Raw genomic sequence first — 17750 nt, forward strand, 5'->3', positions numbered from 1 at the left:
ACGGGAGGACGATCATGATCATGAATTTTGGCGCGACGGCAGATGCCGTTCTCGACGGCGTCGTCACATCCACGCCGCGCGTGCCCGGCGTTGTCGCGATGGTGACGGACCGCCGGCGCAACATCTATGAAGGCGCAGCCGGCAAACGCCGTCTCGATCGGCCGGCGGACATGACCACCGACAGCGTCTTTGCCCTTTTCTCCACCACCAAGGCGATTACCGGCACGGCCGTTCTGCAACTCGTCGAGGAGGGCAAGCTCGATCTCGATGCGCCCGCGAAGCGTTACGCGAACGAGATCGGAAAGCTGCAGGTGATCGAGGGCTTCGATGCAGCGGGCGAGCCGATCCTGCGTGCACCGAAGCGCGATATCACCACGCGCATGCTGATGACCCACACGGCGGGCCTGAGCTACGATTTCATCAACCACATCTACAACCGGCTGGCGCAGGAGAAGGGGCAGCCCAGCGTGATCACCGCGACCAAGGCCTCCCTGATAACCCCGCTGCTGTTCGATCCCGGCGAGCGCTGGGACTATGGAACAAATCTCGACTGGTGCGGCCAGATCGTCGAGGCCATCGCGGGCAAGCGACTCGGTGAAGTCTTCAAGACACGCATCTTCGAACCGCTCGGGATCGAGGACATGACCTTCGAGCTGACCGATGCGATGCGCCAGAAACTGGCCGGCATCCACGCGCGGAATGCCGACGGGTCCCTGGCGCCGATGGATTTCGAGCTTCCAGCAAAGCCCGAAGTCCATATGGGCGGCCACGGCCTGTACGGCACGGTCGGCGACTACATGCGTTTCATCCGCATGTGGCTGAATGAAGGGGTTGGCGAACACGGCCGCGTGCTGAAAGCCGAAACCGTTCGGATGGCGGAAAAGAACCATCTGGGCGACAGGAAGGTAACGCCGATCACGGGTGTCATCCCGTCACTGTGCAATGATGCGGAATTCTTTCCGGGCCAATCCAAATCCTGGGCGTTGAGCTTCATGGTCAACGACGAGGAAGCCCCGACAGGACGTCCCGCCGGCGCGCTTGGCTGGGCCGGGCTTGCCAACCTGTTCTACTGGATCGATCGGCAGAACAACGTCGGCGGGTTCTGGGCCACCCAGATTCTGCCCTTCGGTGATCCGACATCGTTCATCGGCTATATGAACTTCGAGACGGCGCTCTACCAGAGCCTGAGGCAGCGCTTGGCAAGCTAGGACCGTGCTGCGAGAGCGGCCTCGTCGCTGTCGACCGAGGCCGTTTTCTCTTGATGGTCACACGTGACCGAGCATGCTCTAGCCCCGCCCGCGATAGGGCGCCACGCCTTGCTCCGGCACCCACAGGCCCTTCGGCACGCGGCCGGTCTGCCAGAACACGTCGATCGGGATGCCGCCGCGCGGATACCAATAGCCGCCGATGCGCAGGAATTTCGGCTTGATCTCGGACGCGATACGCTTGCCGATCATCACGGTGCAGTCCTCGTGGAAGGCGCCGTGATTGCGGAAGCTCGCGATGTAGAGCTTGAGCGATTTCGACTCCAAGAGCCACGCCCCCGGCGCGTAGTCGATCATCAGATGCGCGAAATCCGGCTGGCCCGTAACCGGGCAGAGCGAGGTGAATTCCGGCACGGTGAAGCGCACCAGATAATCCGTGCCTTTCTGCGGATTGGGCACGCGGTCGAGTTGGGCCTCTTCCGGCGTGTGCGGCCATTCGACCGCGCGGCCGAGCTGGAGGGACTTTTTCGCCATCGTCGTCAACATCCTGTGGAGCATGATCCGGAAAAGTGGGCCGGTTTTCCGAAAGATCATGCTCAATTAAGCAATAGGAGCGCGATAAGATCGCGCTCCAGAGGATGCCGGGATGGACGCAAACGGGCTCGTCGTCAACCGGCGGCGATTGTCTGGATCATGACGATCCGGTCGTTGCCGGACTCGCAGCCCCATAGCTCGCCCGGACGGCCGTCGAGCTGGCGGACATTGGCGTTGGCCTTGTCGCTGGCGAAGACATTGAACTTTTCTGTGGCGGGATCGAAGCGCACGATGGCGTTGGCGGAGAAATCGGTCAGCCAGACCTTGTCCTTATCGTCGACATAAACGGCATAGGCGCGGGGACGTTCGCCCGGCAGCTTCCAGGTCTTCCACGAGCCGTCGGCGGGATCATGCACCGAGACGTGGCCGCTGTTCCACTCGCTGACCCAGATCCGGCCCTTCGAATCCGACCAGACACGCCGCGACCCCTGGTTCGGGGTCGGCGGTTCGACCACGGTCGCATTGCCGCCCGCGCGGTCGATCTTCGCGATATGGCTGCCGCCGAGGGAGGCGTACCAGATATCGCCCTTGGGCGTGACCGTGATGCCGTAGGGGCCGACCCCCTTCGGTGCCTTGAACACGTTCATCTCGCCGGTCTTCGGAGACAGCCGGCCGTAATAGCCGGACTGGCCGGTGAACCAGTAGGTGCCATCCCTGTCGAACACGCCGGTGTTGAGATTGGCGGAGGCTAACTTTTCCGGCAGGCGGAACAGCGTCACCTTGAGATCGGCAGGGTCGACCCGCGCAATCGCGTTCTGGCCGCCTTCGGTGATCCAGGGCGCACCGTCGGGCCCGACGGTTACGCCGTGTGGGGCTGCGCCCTGGCCTAGGCTGACCGTCTTGAAACGGCCATCGCGTGGATCGAGGCTGCCGAGCAGGCCCTTGCCCTGCGCCGTGAACCAGATCGTGCCGTCAGGGGCGGGCGTGAGATCGTGCAGGCCGATGCCTGGGCTGATCGGGTAGTATCTCGTCCGGAACGGGCCTTCCTGCGCAAAACCTGGGCGGGCGGCGAGCAGCGCGGCGCTCGAAGCAAGAAATTGGCGGCGATTCATGGCGTTACCCCGACTGTTTGAGATTGAGGTTGGGCACGCGGACCAGATGCGGTCGAGCATATTCTGAGGCGCCTTTCGCGTCAGTCGGAGCCGTGCGTCCAAGCGTTCACATTTGCTTGCGGCCCGTGTAAGACCCGCGGCACCGATCAGCCCCAACGAACGGAAGTGGACATCATGACCGCCATCATCGACATCATCGGCCGCGAAATTCTCGATAGTCGGGGCAATCCCACCGTCGAGGTCGATGTCGTGCTGGAGGACGGCGCGCTCGGCCGCGCCGCGGTTCCGTCCGGCGCCTCCACCGGCGCCCATGAGGCCGTGGAACTGCGCGACGGCGACAAGGCCCGCTATCTCGGCAAGGGCGTGACCAAGGCGGTCGGCGCCGTCAATGGCGAGATCTTCGAGGCCCTGAGCGGCCTCGATGTCGAGCAGCAGGCCCAGATCGACCAGATCATGATCGACCTCGACGGCACGCCGAACAAGAGCCGGCTCGGCGCCAACGCCATCCTCGGCGTCTCGCTGGCCTGCGCCAAGGCGGCCGCGAATTCGCTCGACATGCCGCTCTATCGCTACGTCGGCGGCACCTCCGCGCGCCTGCTGCCGGTGCCGATGATGAACATCATCAATGGCGGCGTGCACGCCGACAACCCGATCGACTTCCAGGAATTCATGATCCTGCCGGTCGGCGCCTCGAGCTTTGCCGAGGGCCTGCGCTACGGCGCGGAAGTCTTCCATACGCTGAAGTCCGAATTGAAGAAGGCCGGCCACAACACCAATGTCGGCGACGAGGGCGGTTTCGCTCCGAACCTGCCGTCGGCGGACGCCGCGCTCGACTTCGTCATGAATGCGATCGGCAAGGCCGGCTTCAAGGCGGGCACCGACATCATGCTCGGCCTCGACTGCGCCTCGACCGAGTTCTTCAAGGACGGCAAATACGTCTATGAAGGCGAGGGCAAGACCCGTTCGATCACCGAGCAGGCGAAGTATCTTGCCGACCTCGTCGCGCGCTATCCGATCGTGACCATCGAGGACGGCATGTCGGAAGACGACATGGACGGCTGGAAGGAGCTCACTGACCTGATCGGCAAGAAGTGCCAGCTGGTCGGCGACGACCTCTTCGTCACCAACGTCAAGCGCCTTGCCGAAGGCATCAAGACCGGCCGCGCCAACTCGATCCTGATCAAGGTCAACCAGATCGGCACGCTGACCGAGACGCTCGCCGCGGTCGAGATGGCGCACAAGGCCGGCTACACCTCGGTGATGTCGCACCGCTCCGGCGAGACCGAGGATTCCACCATCGCCGACCTCGCGGTCGCCACCAATTGCGGTCAGATCAAGACCGGCTCCCTTGCAAGGTCCGACCGGACCGCCAAATACAACCAGCTCTTGCGCATCGAGCAGCAGCTCGGCAAGCAGGCGCTCTATGGCGGCAGGGCGGCACTGAAGGCGCTGGCGTAAGCCGGCGTCTCGATCCGCGCGAACAGAAGGACAGGGGAGGATCGACATGAGTGACGGCAAGACCGGACTGGAATTGCGTTCGCTGCTCAAGAAGAGCGGCGAGCTGGAATTGTCTCTCGTGACGGTCCCGACCCCGGAGCCGGCCGACGATGAGGTCGTGGTTCGCGTCGAGGCCACCCCGATCAACCCGTCCGACCTCGGGCTCCTGATCGGTCCCGCCGACATGTCGGCCGCCAAGGTCTCCGGCAGCAAGGAGATGCCGGTCATCACCGCCACGATGCCGGAGGCGGCGATGCGGATGATGGCGGCGAGATTCGATCAGTCGCTGCCGGTCGGCAACGAGGGCGCCGGCACGGTGATACGGACCGGATCGTCGGATGCGGCCAAGGCCCTGATGGGCAAGACGGTGTCGATGATCGGCGGCGGGATGTACACGCAGTACCGCGTGCTCAAGGTCCGCGACGTCATGGAGCTGCCGCCGGGCACCACGGCGGCGGACGGCGCTTCCTGGTTCGTCAATCCGCTAACTGCACTCGGCATGACCGAGACGATGCGGCGGGAGAACCACAAGGCGCTCGTGCACACGGCCGCAGCCTCCAATCTCGGTCAGATGCTCAACAAGATCTGCATCAAGGACGGCATCGGCCTCGTCAATATCGTCAGGAACAAGGAGCAGGCCGACATCCTGCACAAGATCGGCGCAAAGTACGTCGTGGATTCCAGCGCGCCCAACTTCATGGACGATCTGACCAACGCGCTGGTCGAGACCGGCGCCACCATCGCCTTCGACGCCATCGGCGGCGGCAAGCTGGCGAGCCAGATCCTGACCGCGATGGAGATCGCAGCCAACAAGACCGCGAAGGAATACAGCCGCTACGGCTCCAACGTGTACAAGCAGGTCTACATCTATGGCAGCCTCGACACGCGGCCGACGGAGCTGAACCGCTCGTTCGGGCTCAGCTGGGGCGTCGGCGGCTGGCTGCTCACGCCATTCCTTCAAAACATCGGCCCGGCCGAGATCGGCCGCCTGCGCCAGCGCGTGGCATCCGAGCTCAAAACCACCTTCGCCAGCCATTACACCAAGGTTGTCTCGCTCGCCGAGGCGCTCGATCCCGCCAATATCGCAGTCTACGCCAAGCGGGCCACCGGCGAAAAATTCCTCATCAACCCGAACAAGTGATCGCTTCGGTCGGTTATCGACACGCATCAGGCCGCCGCTTGGCGGCCTGATTGCTTTTGATCGTGGCCTGGACGGATCGCAACCGGACCCATTTCCAGAAACGCAGCGTTTCCAAATCGGACCGGTTCATGCACTTGCATCTATTGACCCGGATGGCTTAAGTGCCGTCCCGGCATTTCCGCTCGAGCCTTCAAGGACACCCAATGGCCTACAACATCGTCACGATCGCTGGCAGCCTGCGCAAGGACAGCTTCTCACTCAAGATCGCCAATGCGCTCGCCAAGCTTGCGCCTGCCTCGCTCAAGCTCGAGGTGATCACGCCGGCGGGCATCTCGTTCTTCAACCAGGACCTAGAGGGCGCGCCGCCCGCGGACTGGCTCGCCTTCCGCGAGAAGCTCAAGACGTCGAATGGCGTCCTGTTCGTCACGCCCGAATACAACCGCTCGATCCCGGGCGTCCTGAAGAACGCCATCGACGTCGCCTCGCGCCCCTATGGCAAGAGCTCGTTCCTCGGCAAACCGGTCGGCATCATCTCTAATTCGCCGGGGCTGCTCGGCGGCGTCAGCGCGGCCAAGCATCTGCAGAACATCCTGCCGGGCATTTCCGGTCCGGTCCTCCAGCAGCCGGAAATCTATCTCAGTAGCGTCGGCGATGCCTTCGATGCGGACGGCAATCTGACCAAGGACTCCCTCAAGACGGTGCTGCAGCAATACATCGACGCCTTCGCCGCGCATGTGGCGAAGAATCAGGGCTGAGCTTCCGGCCAAGCCGACGCTCCGTCATGCCCGGGCTTGTCCCGGGCATCCACGTTCTTCGTTATCGCCGGCAAAGCACGTGGATGGCCGGGACAAGCCCGGGCATGACGCGTCATGGAGATAGTGCCTCGTTCTGGCAATTAGCACTTCCTTAACCAACCTGTCCCATCTTCCAAAGATGGTCTCCCGCGCGCGCCTGAAATCGATCCTGACCGGTCTTGCCCTCTATGCGATGGCGGCGGCGATCGTCGGCTATTTCGGCGTCAACGCCTACACCGGCAAATACGGTCTCAACGCCCGCCAGGAGCTCGACCAGGAGATCATCGCTCTGACCAGCGAGCTGGCTCAGCTCAAGCGCGAGCGCGCCAGAAGCGAACAACGGGTGTCGCTGCTGCGGTCCGAGAAGATCGACCCGGACATGCTGGACGAGCGGGCGCGCTTCCAGCTCGACTATGTCCATCCGCGCGATCTCGTTCGAATGATCCCGGCGAACTAGCGGCATCCGCAGCTTTCGAACGCCGCAGGGAAAGTCGCTGCTGACATCCGACCACCACAACTTTGCCTCCTCCTGCGAAGGTCGTAACCCCCGAACCGGGCGGTTCCCTTGACGGCGGCGCCGCGGCGGGCTCATGCCTTTGCTGGCGCGCGCTGAAGTTGACGCAGATCAACCGGGGAGCACCGGCGCGTCCTACAATCGATATCCGGAGGAAACTGTGATGAATGGGACAATGCCCCGGCATCACGCGGCCCGCGTCGAGGCCGCCATAGCGTCAGGCCAGGCGGCACGGTCCGCGCTCGTGGCCTCGTGGCGCCGTTCCTCCCGGTTGCACCATCTCGATCCCGGCGGCCACGCCGCGCCGATGCGGCTGACCGAGGCCGAGCTGCAGCAGGCGCGCGAGCGCATCGCGCCGCTTCTGGCGGCCGCCCAGGGCGCCATGGACCGGCTTTATCAGGCTGTCGGCGCTGCGGGCTGCTGCGTGCTGCTCGCCGATCGCGAGGGCGTGCCGGTCGATCGCCGCGGCACGGTGGCGGACGATGCGACGTTTCAGTCCTGGGGCCTTTGGACCGGTGCACTCTGGAGCGAGGAGCACGAGGGCACCAACGGTATCGGCACTTGCCTCGTCGAGCTGCGTCCGCTGACCATCGATCGCGACCAGCACTTCTTTGCGCGCAACACGCTTCTGAGCTGCACCGCCGTTCCGATCTACGATCACGAGGCGGCGCTCGCGGGCGTGCTCGACGTCTCTTCCTGCCGCGCCGACCGCACCGACGCCTTTGCCAGCCTGATCGCGCTCGCGGCAGGCGAGGCGGCCAGGCGGATCGAGGCCGACCTGTTTCGCAAGGTCTTCGCCCATGCCCGCATCGTGCTGACACAGGCGGCGGATGGAAGCTGCGGCGGCCTCGTTGCGGTCGATGCGGACGATCTCGTGATCGGCGCAACGCGCTCCGCCCGGCTGGCGCTCGGCATCGCGCCCGGCGGTGCGTTGCGGCCGGTGCCCGCGGCCGATCTTCTCGGCGGCGATGCCGCGCGCGATCATCTTGCCGGCGGCCAGCGCGCGGTGCTGCAGCGGGCGCTGCTCCGCGCCGGCGGCAATGTCTCCGCCGCCGCCAAGGCCCTCGGCGTCAGCCGCGCCACGCTCCATCGGAAGCTGAAGCGGTTCGAGCTGAACCACTGAGCTCATCCGTCATTGCGAGCGCAGCGAAGCAATCCAGAATCTTTCCGCGGAGGGACTCTGGATTGCTTCGCTGCGCTCGCAATGACGGTAGGGTGGCCGTGAGCGCTCCATCTCACGCTTACCTCGTCCACGACTGTCGCAGTTCTGCGACAGGTCCGCCCCACCATCGCTTCCGCCCGGGCTGACAGAAAACACCTCCCGCATCATCGTCGGCGCAAGTCGCGAACAGGCGACGACAAGCGCAAACAGCAACATCGGGAGTGATCAATGAACAAGGTGGAATTCCTCAGCGTCACCAAAGTGCCCTTTGCCGAACGCTACGACAATTTCATCGGCGGCAAGTTCGTCGCGCCGATCTCCGGGAAATATTTCGACAATGCCTCGCCCCTGACTGGCCAGGTGGTCTGCAAGATCGCGCGGTCCGACGCGCAGGACATCGAGGCAGCGCTCGACGCGGCGCATGCCGCCAAGTCCGCCTGGGGCCGCACCAGCGTCGCCGAGCGCGCCGCGGTCCTGAACCGGATCGCCGACCGCATGGAAGAGAACCTCGAGCGCCTCGCGATTGCCGAGACCTGGGACAATGGCAAGCCGATCCGCGAGACGCGCGCCGCCGACCTGCCGCTCGCGATCGACCATTTCCGCTATTTCGCCGGTGTCGTCCGCGCCCAGGAAGGCTCGATCGGCGAGATCGACCACGACACCATCGCCTATCATTTCCACGAGCCGCTCGGCGTGGTCGGCCAGATCATTCCCTGGAACTTCCCGCTTCTGATGGCCTGTTGGAAGCTCGCGCCGGCGCTGGCCGCCGGCAATTGCGTGGTGCTCAAGCCCGCCGAGCAGACCCCGGCCTCGATCATGGTCTTCGCCGAGATCATCGCCGACCTGCTGCCGGCCGGCGTGCTCAACATCGTCAACGGCTTTGGCCTCGAGGCCGGCAAGCCGCTGGCGTCGAGCCCGCGCATTGCCAAGATCGCCTTCACCGGCGAGACCACGACGGGCCGGCTGATCATGCAATATGCCAGCCAGAATCTTATTCCGGTCACGCTAGAGCTCGGCGGCAAGTCGCCCAACATCTTCTTCAAGGACGTCACCGCCGAGGACGACGATTTCTTTGACAAGGCGATCGAGGGATTCGTCATGTTCGCGCTGAACCAGGGCGAGGTCTGCACCTGTCCGAGCCGGGCGCTGGTCCACGCCGACATCTATGACCGCTTCATGGAGCGGGCGCTCAAGCGCGTCGCTGCGATCAAGCAGGGCGATCCGCGCGATCCCACCACCATGATCGGCGCGCAGGCCTCCAGCGAGCAACTCAGCAAGATCCTCTCCTATATCGACATCGGCAAGCAGGAGGGCGCCAAGGTGCTGGCCGGCGGCGGACGCGCCGATCTCGGCGGCGATCTCACCGGCGGCTTCTACGTCCAGCCGACCGTGTTCGAGGGCCACAACAAGATGCGAATCTTCCAGGAGGAGATTTTCGGCCCCGTCGTCTCGGTCACGACCTTCAAGACCGACGAAGAGGCGCTCGCGATCGCCAACGACACGCTCTACGGCCTGGGTGCCGGCGTTTGGAGCCGCGACGCCAATCGCTGCTACCGCTTCGGCCGGGAGATCCAGGCCGGCCGGGTCTGGACCAATTGCTACCATGCCTATCCCGCCCATGCGGCGTTCGGCGGCTACAAGCAGTCGGGCGTCGGGCGCGAGACCCACAAGATGATGCTCGATCATTACCAGCAGACCAAGAACCTCCTGGTCAGCTACAGCCCGAAGAAGCTCGGCTTCTTCTGATCGGATCGGAGAGGGCGGCGCCGCTTCGGCGCCGTCCGCTCCGCATGTCGGGATTGGCGTCGTGCACTGTTCTTGATCCGGTCACGAATCTGCGCGCGCGATGGCACTCATAGATTTGTTGCCCGATCAGCGCCAAAGATTTTGCAATATTTCGATCACGTTGCAGTGCGGCATAATGAAAGTCGTGCCATGCCGCCGCGGTGCTTTCCAAGGGCGTTTGACTTGGGTTAGAGAGGGCGAAAGTTTTCTCTGACCCGGAATTCCCATGGCCGCACCCAAGAAAGCCGCCGCAAGCGCTCCACAGGACAAGACCGACGGCGGTTCGCCCCCGGAATTCACGCAGGAGCAGGAACTCAAGGCGCTCCGCGACATGCTCCTGATCCGGCGCTTCGAGGAAAAGGCAGGCCAGCTCTACGGCATGGGTGCCATCGGCGGCTTCTGCCACCTCTATATCGGCCAGGAGGCCGTGGTGGTCGGCATGCAGATGGCCCTCAAAGAGGGCGATCAGGTCATCACCGGTTATCGCGACCACGGTCACATGCTTGCGACCGGCATGGATGCCAACGGTGTCATGGCCGAGCTGACGGGACGCCGCGGCGGCTATTCCAAGGGCAAGGGCGGCTCCATGCACATGTTCAGCAAGGAGAAGCACTTCTACGGCGGTCACGGCATCGTCGGCGCCCAGGTCTCGCTCGGCACCGGCCTTGCCTTTGCCAACCACTATCGCGGCAACGACAATGTCAGCGTCACCTATTTCGGCGACGGCGCGGCCAATCAGGGCCAGGTCTATGAGAGCTTCAACATGGCGGAGCTCTGGAAGCTGCCGGTGATCTACGTCATCGAGAACAACCGCTACGCCATGGGCACCTCGGTCTCGCGCGCCTCGGCACAGCAGGATTTTTCCAAGCGCGGTGCGTCCTTCAACATCCCGGGCAAGCAGGTCGACGGCATGGACGTCCGCGCCGTGAAGGCGGCGGGCGAGGAGGCGGCGGCCTGGTGCCGTGGCGGCAAGGGTCCTTTCATCCTGGAGATGCAGACCTACCGCTATCGCGGCCACTCGATGTCCGATCCCGCAAAATATCGTACGCGCGAGGAGGTCGAGAAGGTTCGCCACGACCAGGATCCGATCGAGCAGGTTCGCAATCGGTTGCTCGCCGCCAAGGTCAGCGAGGCCGATCTCAAGGCGATCGACGCCGAAGTGCGCGACATCGTCAACGCCTCCGCCGATTTCGCCCAGCATGATCCCGAGCCGGATGCCGCCGAGCTCTGGACCGACGTGTACCGCTGAACGCGCGCGCAAGCTTTCTTTGGAGAAGATATGCCAATTCAAGTGCTGATGCCCGCGTTGTCGCCCACGATGGAGAAGGGCAACCTCGCCAAATGGCTGAAGAAAGAGGGCGAGACGATCAAGTCCGGCGACGTCATCGCCGAGATCGAGACCGACAAGGCGACCATGGAGGTCGAGGCGACCGACGAGGGCACGCTCGGCAAGATCCTGATCCCCGAGGGCACCGCCGACGTCGCGGTGAACACCCCGATCGCGACCATCCTCGCAGACGGCGAGAGCGCGGCTGATCTCGCCAAGGCACCCGCAGCGGCGGCGAAGGCTGCGGAGTCCGCGCCGCCGGCCGCAGCAAAGGCCGAGGCGCCCACGCCGAAAGCCGCTCCTGCTCCGCAGGCCGTCGCCGAGCCGGATCCGGAAGTCCCCGCTGGCACCGAAATGGTGACGCAGACCATCCGCGAAGCGCTGCGCGATGCCATGGCCGAAGAGATGCGCCGCGACGCGGACGTGTTCGTGATGGGCGAAGAAGTTGCCGAATATCAGGGCGCCTACAAGGTGACCCAGGGCCTGCTCCAGGAGTTCGGTGCCAAGCGCGTGATCGACACGCCGATCACCGAGCACGGCTTCGCGGGCGTCGGCGTCGGTGCCGCGATGACCGGTCTCAAGCCGATCGTCGAGTTCATGACCTTCAACTTCGCCATGCAGGCGATCGACCAGATCATCAACTCCGCGGCCAAGACGCTCTACATGTCGGGCGGCCAGATGGGCTGCTCCATCGTGTTCCGCGGTCCGAACGGTGCGGCCGCGCGCGTCGCCGCCCAGCACAGCCAGGACTATTCGGCGTGGTATTCGCACGTCCCGGGCCTCAAGGTGGTGGCGCCGTATTCGGCCGCGGACGCCAAGGGCCTGCTCAAGGCTGCGATCCGCGATCCCAACCCGGTGATCTTCCTCGAGAACGAGGTGCTGTACGGTCACACCGGCGAAGTGCCCAAGCTCGACGATTTCATCATCCCGATCGGCAAGGCGCGCATCGTCCGCGCCGGCAGCCACGTCACCATCATTTCCTGGTCGAACGGCATGACCTATGCGCTGAAGGCCGCCGACGAGCTCGCCAAGGACGGCATCGAGGCCGAGGTGATCGACCTGCGCACGCTGCGCCCGATGGACACCGAGACCATCATCAACTCGGTCAAGAAAACGGGCCGGGCCGTCACCGTGGAAGAGGGCTGGGCCCAGAGCGGCGTCGGCGCCGAGATCGCCGCGCGCATCATGGAGAACGCCTTCGACTATCTTGATGCGCCGGTGACGCGCGTGTCTGGCAAGGACGTGCCGATGCCCTATGCCGCGAACCTGGAGAAGCTCGCGCTGCCCTCGGCGGCGGACGTCGTCGAGGCCGCTAAAGCCGTCTGCTACAGGTAGACCATGGCAGGCCCCAAGGAGCAGCCACTGCCGCCAGACGTCATGACCCGCGACGACGCGGTCGAGATCCTGCGCGTGTTCGTCCTGGACGGTGGGCTGTCGATGGCGTTCCAGCGCGCCTTCGAGGAGCCGGACATGTGGGGCCTCCTGCTCGTCGATCTCGCACGTCATGCCGCGCGCGCCTATGCGCGCGAGAGCGAATATACCGAGGAGGACGCGCTGAACCGGATCCTCGACATGTTCCAGGCCGAGATCGAGCGCCCCACCGACACGGGCACCACCACGCCGCGCGGCAAGGGGCACTGACCATGGCGATCGAAGCCTATCATTACGATTTGATGCTGGAGGCGATCCGCGAGGCGGAAGCCTCGATCGCGCAGGGCGGCTTGCCGATCGGCGCGGTGCTGACGCGCGACAACAAGATCATCGCCCGCGGCCACAACAACCGCGTGCAGGAGAACAATCCGATCCTGCATGGCGAGATGAGCTGCCTGCGCGAGGCCGGCGCGATCTCGTTCCACGACACCGTCATGTACACCACGCTGTCGCCTTGCTCGATGTGCGCCGGCGCGCTCGCGCTGTTCAAGGTCAAGCTGGTGGTGATCGGGGAATCCGTCACCTTCGAAGGCTCCAAGGACATTCTCGACAAGTTCGGGATTCCGTGGATCGACCTTGCCGACGACCGCTCCATCACCATGATGAAGAATTGGCGTTCCATCCCTGCCAATGAGCGCCTGTGGCAGGGCGACATCGGCAACTAAACCTGGTCTGTTCGTCGCCGCTGTCGGATGACGACGTTTTGCAAAGTTCTTCTTGAGGTCAGCATGCCCATCAACATCCTGATGCCCGCTCTCTCGCCGACGATGGAGAAGGGCAACCTCGCCAAGTGGCTGAAGAAGGAGGGCGACAAGGTCAAGTCCGGCGACGTCATCGCCGAGATCGAGACCGACAAGGCGACCATGGAGGTCGAGGCGATCGACGAGGGCACGATCGCCAAGATCCTGGTGCCCGAGGGCACGCAGGACGTTCCGGTGAACGACGTGATCGCGGTACTCGCCGGCGAGGGTGAGGACGTGAAGGCTGCAGGGAGCGCCAAGCCCAGCGCTTCGGCCGCGCCGCCGAAGGCTGCTGAGGCTCCTGCTTCGCCGGCTCCCGCGCCTGCGCCTGCCGCACCGAAAGCTGCTGCGCCCGCCGCGGCACCCGCGCAGCAGGCTGCAGCTCCGGCAGCGCAAGCCAATGGTCATGGCGGCCGTGTATTCTCGTCGCCGCTGGCGCGCCGTCTCGCCAAGGAGGCCGGCATCGATGTCGCCCTGGTCGCCGGCACCGGTCCGCACGGCCGCGTGGTCGCCCGCGACGTCGAGCAGGCCAAGTCCGGCAAGGGTCTGAAAGCGCCCGCCGCGGCACCGTCAGGCGCGCCTGCGATCGCGCCGACCATGTCGGACAAGCAGATCCTGTCGCTGTTCGAGCCCGGCTCCTACGACATCGTCCCGCATGACGGCATGCGCCGCACCATCGCCCAGCGCCTGACCGCATCGATCCAGAACGTCCCGCACTTCTACCTCACCATCGACTGCGACATCGGCAAGCTGCTCACTGCCCGCGAGGAGATCAACACCGCCGCGCCGAAGGACAAGGAGAAGAAGCCGCTCTACAAGATCTCGGTCAACGATTTCGTCATCAAGGCGATGGCGGTGGCGCTGCAGAAGATCCCGAACTGCAACGTCAGCTGGACCGAAAGCGGCATGGTCAAGCACCACCATTCCGACGTCGGCGTCGCCGTCGCGATGCCCGGCGGCCTGATCACGCCGATCATCCGGAAAGCGGAGACCAAGACGCTCTCGACCATCTCCAACGAGATGAAGGATTTTGCCGCGCGCGCCCGCTCGCGCAAGCTCAAGCCGGAGGAATACCAGGGCGGCACCACGGCCGTTTCCAACCTCGGCATGTACGGCATCAGCCACTTCACTGCGGTGATCAATCCGCCTCATGCCACGATCCTTGCGGTTGGCACCAGCGAGGAGCGTCCCGTGGTGCGCGGCGGCAAGATCGAGATCGCGCACATGATGAGCGTGACCTTGTCCTGCGATCACCGCGCCATCGACGGCGCGCTCGGCGCCGAGCTGATCGGCGCGTTCAAGCAGCTGATCGAAAACCCCGTGATGATGATGGTCTGAAGCGGCGGCAGAGGGGGCGACCTTGAATGTCCGGACCCGCTGGCCATGGATATCGCTATTGCTCGGAGTCATCGTCGCGCTCCACCCCGTCGGGCTCGATTTTCTTCACTCTGCGTTCTTTGCCGGCGAGCAGCTGGCACGGAACATCGCCCAGCCGATCGTGCTCACTGCGCTTGCCATCATAGTCCTGGTGGTGCTGCTCGAATGGCTGGTGAGGTCTTTTCTGGTCAAGCGCCGCGCCCGCGGCGCTTCTTGAGTTGAACGGGAGCCGCTATGGCCGACACATCCTTCGACGTCATCATCATCGGCTCCGGCCCCGGCGGCTATGTCACCGCCATCCGCGCCGCGCAGCTCGGCTTCAAGACCGCGATCGTCGAAAAATCCTATCTCGGCGGCATCTGCCTCAACTGGGGCTGCATTCCGACCAAGGCGCTGCTGCGTTCGGCCGAGATCTACCATTACATGCAGCACGCGAAGGACTACGGGCTCTCCGCCGAGAGGGTCTCGTTCGATCCGAAGGCGGTGGTGCAGCGTTCGCGCGGCGTCTCCAAGCGCCTCAACGACGGCGTCGGCTTCCTGATGAAGAAGAACAAGGTCAGCGTGATCTGGGGCGCGGCCTCGATCGATGCGCCCGGCAAGGTCACGGTGAAGAAGTCCGACGTCGAGGGCCCGAAGGGCGCGCTAGGCGAGGGGACCTACCAGGCCAAGCACATCATCGTCGCCACCGGCGCGCGGCCGCGCGTGCTGCCCGGCCTCGAGCCGGACAAGAAGCTGGTCTGGACCTATTTCGAGGCGATGGTGCCGGAGCGGATGCCGAAGTCGCTGCTGGTGGTCGGCTCCGGCGCGATCGGCATCGAGTTCGCCTCGTTCTTCCACACCATGGGAAGCGACGTCACCGTGGTCGAGGTGCTGCCGCAGATTCTGCCCGTCGAGGACGCCGAGATCGCGGGCCTCGCCCGCAAGCGGCTGGAGAAGCAGGGCATCAAGATCATGTCCTCGACCAAGGTCACCAAGCTGGAGAAGAAGGCCGACAGCGTCCTCGCCACCATCGACGACGGCAAGGGCAAGCCTGTCACATCAGAGTTCGAGCGCGTGATCTCGGCGGTCGGCGTCGTCGGCAACATCGAGAATCTCGGCCTGGAAAAAGTCGGCGTGAAGACCGACCGCGGCATCATCGTGGTCGACGGCTACGGCAAGACCAACGTCCCCGGCATCTACGCGATCGGCGACGTTGCCGGCCCCCCGATGCTGGCGCACAAGGCCGAGCATGAGGGCGTGATCTGCGTCGAAGCGATCAAGGGCCTCAATCCGCATCCCCTCGACAAGAACATGATCCCGGGCTGCACCTATTGCCACCCGCAGGTTGCATCGGTCGGCTTGACGGAAGCCAAGGCCAAGGAGAACGGCCGCGAGATCCGCGTCGGCCGCTTTCCCTTCGTCGGCAACGGCAAGGCGATCGCGCTCGGCGAGGATCAGGGCCTGGTCAAAGTCATCTTTGACAAGAAGACCGGCCAACTGCTCGGGGCCCACATGGTCGGCGCGGAGGTCACCGAGCTGATCCAGGGCTACGTCGTCGCCATGAATCTGGAGACGACGGAAGAAGAGCTGATGCACACGGTCTTCCCGCATCCGACCCTATCGGAGATGATGAAGGAAGCCGTGCTGGATGCGTATGGACGGGTGTTGAACATTTGAGGGGCGAGCGCGTCGCCCGCCGCCGTCATTGCGAGCGAAGCGAAGCAATCCAGACTGCTGCTGCGGAAAGATTCTGGATTGCTTCGCTTCGCTCGCAATGACGAGCAGAGAGAGCTGTTTGCAGAACAAGAAGGAAATCATCCCATGAACGACAACGACAATCTCACCATCGAACGCCCGACCTTCGTCACCCATCTCGAATGCGCGATGAAGGGCGATCATTACGCGGCCGACGAGGTTCACAACCTCTCCAAGGCCGGCAAGCCGCTTCTGGTCCGCTACGACCTCGCGGGCGTGAAGAAGGCGCTGACCAAGGATGCGCTCGCCCAGCGCCCCGGCGACATGTGGCGCTATCGCGAGCTGCTGCCGGTGCGCAAATGCAAGGACATCGTCTCGCTCGGCGAAGTCACGACGCCCCTGATCCGGCTGCCGAAGCTCGGCGCAAAACTCGGCGGCGGCGAGATCATCGTCAAGGACGAGGGACGGCTGCCGACCGGCTCATTCAAGGCGCGCGGCCTCGTGATGGCGGTGTCGATGGGCAAGGCGCTCGGCATCAAGCACATGGCGATGCCGACCAACGGCAATGCCGGCGCGGCGCTGGCGGCCTACGCCACGTCCTGCGGCATCAAGACCACGATCTTCTGCCCGGCCGATACGCCCGAGGTGAACGTCAGCGAGATCGAGCTGCAGGGCGCGACCGTCTACCGCGTCAACGGCTATATCGACGATTGCGGCAAGATCGTCGGCGAGGGCAAGGCGAAAGTCGGCTGGTTCGACACCTCGACCTTGAAGGAGCCGTACCGCATCGAGGGCAAGAAGACGATGGGCCTCGAGCTCGCCGAGCAGCTCGGCTGGGACGTGCCTGACGTGATCTTCTATCCGACCGGCGGCGGCACCGGCCTGATCGGGATGTGGAAGGCGTTCGACGAGCTGGAGAAGATCGGCTTCATCGGCTCAAAGCGCCCGCGCATGGTCGCGGTGCAGGCCTCCGGCTGCGCGCCGATGGTGCGCGCCTATGAGGCCGGGACCGAGCATGCGACGCGCTGGGAGGACGCACACACCATCGCCTCGGGCATCCGCGTGCCGCAGGCAATCGGCGATTTCCTCATCCTGCGTGCCGTGCGCGAGAGCAAAGGTTTTGCCATTGCCGTCGATGACGACAAGATCTCGGCGGCGCTGAACGAGGTCGCGCGCGAGGAGGGGCTCTTGCTCTGCCCCGAGGGTGCCGCGACCTACGCCGCCTACAAGGAAAGTCTCGCCGACGGCCGGGTCAGCAAGACCGATCGCGTCATGCTGTTCAACTGCGCGACCGGCCTGAAATATCCGCTGCCGCCGGTCACCCGCACGCTCGATCGCCACAAGTCGATTGACTATTCGAAGTTCTAACTTGCTTCTCCCTCTCCCCGTTCTTACGGGGAGAGGGTCGGGGTGAGGGGCTGCTTCCGCAAACACAGTGACAGTTGAGTTCGCGGAGA

General features: G+C 64.4%; 17 protein-coding genes. 15 read left to right on the forward strand and 2 right to left on the reverse strand.

Translation table 11 applies throughout. From position 1 onward, the window contains the following. Nucleotides 1–14 precede the first annotated feature (14 nt). Entirely contained in the window at nt 15–1208 is a 1194-nt protein-coding gene (gene acmB, locus XF30_RS20010; protein WP_109143642.1) for a methyl acetate hydrolase AcmB, read from the forward strand. A 78-nt stretch (nt 1209–1286) separates the two neighbouring features. On the opposite strand, the gene queF is transcribed toward acmB, so the two are convergent. Next, nucleotides 1287–1763 carry a preQ(1) synthase gene (gene queF, locus XF30_RS20015; RefSeq protein ID WP_192893427.1) on the reverse strand — a complete coding sequence of 159 codons (477 nt, stop codon included), beginning with the start codon at nt 1761–1763 and terminating at the stop codon, nt 1287–1289. A gap of 110 nt (nt 1764–1873) precedes the next feature. Continuing rightward, nucleotides 1874–2851, reverse strand: a complete 978-nt coding sequence (locus XF30_RS20020; protein WP_109143643.1) for a Vgb family protein — start codon at nt 2849–2851, stop codon at nt 1874–1876. 174 nt (nt 2852–3025) lie between these two features. On the opposite strand from XF30_RS20020, the gene eno reads away from it, so the two are divergent. From eno to XF30_RS20090, 14 genes are all read left to right on the forward strand, one after another. Then, nucleotides 3026–4309 carry a phosphopyruvate hydratase gene (eno, locus tag XF30_RS20025; RefSeq protein ID WP_109145783.1) on the forward strand — a complete coding sequence of 428 codons (1284 nt, stop codon included), beginning with the start codon at nt 3026–3028 and terminating at the stop codon, nt 4307–4309. A gap of 46 nt (nt 4310–4355) precedes the next feature. After that, a complete protein-coding gene (locus XF30_RS20030) occupies nt 4356–5489 on the forward strand; it encodes a zinc-binding dehydrogenase (RefSeq protein ID WP_109143644.1) in 1134 nt (377 codons plus the stop codon). A gap of 203 nt (nt 5490–5692) precedes the next feature. Beyond that, entirely contained in the window at nt 5693–6244 is a 552-nt protein-coding gene (locus XF30_RS20035; RefSeq protein WP_036009870.1) for an NADPH-dependent FMN reductase, read from the forward strand. A 178-nt stretch (nt 6245–6422) separates the two neighbouring features. Beyond that, nucleotides 6423–6740 carry an FtsB family cell division protein gene (locus XF30_RS20040; protein WP_025036496.1) on the forward strand — a complete coding sequence of 106 codons (318 nt, stop codon included), beginning with the start codon at nt 6423–6425 and terminating at the stop codon, nt 6738–6740. A 220-nt stretch (nt 6741–6960) separates the two neighbouring features. Continuing rightward, complete coding sequence (locus XF30_RS20045; protein ID WP_192893195.1) at nt 6961–7920, forward strand: helix-turn-helix domain-containing protein; 960 nt, start codon at nt 6961–6963, stop codon at nt 7918–7920. Between the two features lie 267 nt (nt 7921–8187). Next, nucleotides 8188–9705 carry an aldehyde dehydrogenase gene (gene adh / locus XF30_RS20050; RefSeq protein WP_036009864.1) on the forward strand — a complete coding sequence of 506 codons (1518 nt, stop codon included), beginning with the start codon at nt 8188–8190 and terminating at the stop codon, nt 9703–9705. A gap of 265 nt (nt 9706–9970) precedes the next feature. After that, a complete protein-coding gene (pdhA, locus tag XF30_RS20055) occupies nt 9971–10993 on the forward strand; it encodes a pyruvate dehydrogenase (acetyl-transferring) E1 component subunit alpha (protein ID WP_036009862.1) in 1023 nt (340 codons plus the stop codon). Between the two features lie 30 nt (nt 10994–11023). Next, nucleotides 11024–12406 (forward strand): pyruvate dehydrogenase complex E1 component subunit beta, encoded by a 1383-nt coding sequence (locus XF30_RS20060; RefSeq protein WP_036009859.1) that lies wholly within the window; start codon nt 11024–11026, stop codon nt 12404–12406. Nucleotides 12407–12409: 3 nt separating this feature from the next. After that, nucleotides 12410–12712 carry a DUF5076 domain-containing protein gene (locus XF30_RS20065; protein ID WP_008547332.1) on the forward strand — a complete coding sequence of 101 codons (303 nt, stop codon included), beginning with the start codon at nt 12410–12412 and terminating at the stop codon, nt 12710–12712. A gap of 2 nt (nt 12713–12714) precedes the next feature. Next, nucleotides 12715–13167 (forward strand): nucleoside deaminase, encoded by a 453-nt coding sequence (locus XF30_RS20070; protein ID WP_109143645.1) that lies wholly within the window; start codon nt 12715–12717, stop codon nt 13165–13167. Nucleotides 13168–13230: 63 nt separating this feature from the next. Further along, entirely contained in the window at nt 13231–14580 is a 1350-nt protein-coding gene (locus tag XF30_RS20075) for a pyruvate dehydrogenase complex dihydrolipoamide acetyltransferase (RefSeq protein WP_036009848.1), read from the forward strand. Nucleotides 14581–14629: 49 nt separating this feature from the next. Further along, nucleotides 14630–14836 carry a hypothetical protein gene (locus XF30_RS20080; RefSeq protein ID WP_225150577.1) on the forward strand — a complete coding sequence of 69 codons (207 nt, stop codon included), beginning with the start codon at nt 14630–14632 and terminating at the stop codon, nt 14834–14836. Between the two features lie 17 nt (nt 14837–14853). Further along, nucleotides 14854–16275: a dihydrolipoyl dehydrogenase gene (gene lpdA / locus XF30_RS20085; protein WP_109143646.1), complete on the forward strand. Its 1422-nt coding sequence runs from the start codon at nt 14854–14856 to the stop codon at nt 16273–16275. A gap of 144 nt (nt 16276–16419) precedes the next feature. Next, nucleotides 16420–17661: a threonine synthase gene (locus XF30_RS20090; RefSeq protein WP_109143647.1), complete on the forward strand. Its 1242-nt coding sequence runs from the start codon at nt 16420–16422 to the stop codon at nt 17659–17661. Nucleotides 17662–17750: the final 89 nt, after the last annotated feature.

This window comes from Bradyrhizobium sp. SUTN9-2, assembly GCF_003122645.1.
GTDB lineage: Bacteria > Pseudomonadota > Alphaproteobacteria > Rhizobiales > Xanthobacteraceae > Bradyrhizobium > Bradyrhizobium yuanmingense.

What these genes read in the sequence shown, in the direction of transcription:
- acmB (WP_109143642.1), top strand. Translation starts at nt 15, where the DNA reads ATGATCATGAATTTTGGCGCGACGGCAGATGCCGTTCTCGACGGCGTC.
- queF (WP_192893427.1), bottom strand. Translation starts at nt 1,763, where the DNA reads ATGCTCCACAGGATGTTGACGACGATGGCGAAAAAGTCCCTCCAGCTC.
- XF30_RS20020 (WP_109143643.1), bottom strand. Translation starts at nt 2,851, where the DNA reads ATGAATCGCCGCCAATTTCTTGCTTCGAGCGCCGCGCTGCTCGCCGCC.
- eno (WP_109145783.1), top strand. Translation starts at nt 3,026, where the DNA reads ATGACCGCCATCATCGACATCATCGGCCGCGAAATTCTCGATAGTCGG.
- XF30_RS20030 (WP_109143644.1), top strand. Translation starts at nt 4,356, where the DNA reads ATGAGTGACGGCAAGACCGGACTGGAATTGCGTTCGCTGCTCAAGAAG.
- XF30_RS20035 (WP_036009870.1), top strand. Translation starts at nt 5,693, where the DNA reads ATGGCCTACAACATCGTCACGATCGCTGGCAGCCTGCGCAAGGACAGC.
- XF30_RS20040 (WP_025036496.1), top strand. Translation starts at nt 6,423, where the DNA reads ATGGTCTCCCGCGCGCGCCTGAAATCGATCCTGACCGGTCTTGCCCTC.
- XF30_RS20045 (WP_192893195.1), top strand. Translation starts at nt 6,961, where the DNA reads ATGAATGGGACAATGCCCCGGCATCACGCGGCCCGCGTCGAGGCCGCC.
- adh (WP_036009864.1), top strand. Translation starts at nt 8,188, where the DNA reads ATGAACAAGGTGGAATTCCTCAGCGTCACCAAAGTGCCCTTTGCCGAA.
- pdhA (WP_036009862.1), top strand. Translation starts at nt 9,971, where the DNA reads ATGGCCGCACCCAAGAAAGCCGCCGCAAGCGCTCCACAGGACAAGACC.
- XF30_RS20060 (WP_036009859.1), top strand. Translation starts at nt 11,024, where the DNA reads ATGCCAATTCAAGTGCTGATGCCCGCGTTGTCGCCCACGATGGAGAAG.
- XF30_RS20065 (WP_008547332.1), top strand. Translation starts at nt 12,410, where the DNA reads ATGGCAGGCCCCAAGGAGCAGCCACTGCCGCCAGACGTCATGACCCGC.
- XF30_RS20070 (WP_109143645.1), top strand. Translation starts at nt 12,715, where the DNA reads ATGGCGATCGAAGCCTATCATTACGATTTGATGCTGGAGGCGATCCGC.
- XF30_RS20075 (WP_036009848.1), top strand. Translation starts at nt 13,231, where the DNA reads ATGCCCATCAACATCCTGATGCCCGCTCTCTCGCCGACGATGGAGAAG.
- lpdA (WP_109143646.1), top strand. Translation starts at nt 14,854, where the DNA reads ATGGCCGACACATCCTTCGACGTCATCATCATCGGCTCCGGCCCCGGC.
- XF30_RS20090 (WP_109143647.1), top strand. Translation starts at nt 16,420, where the DNA reads ATGAACGACAACGACAATCTCACCATCGAACGCCCGACCTTCGTCACC.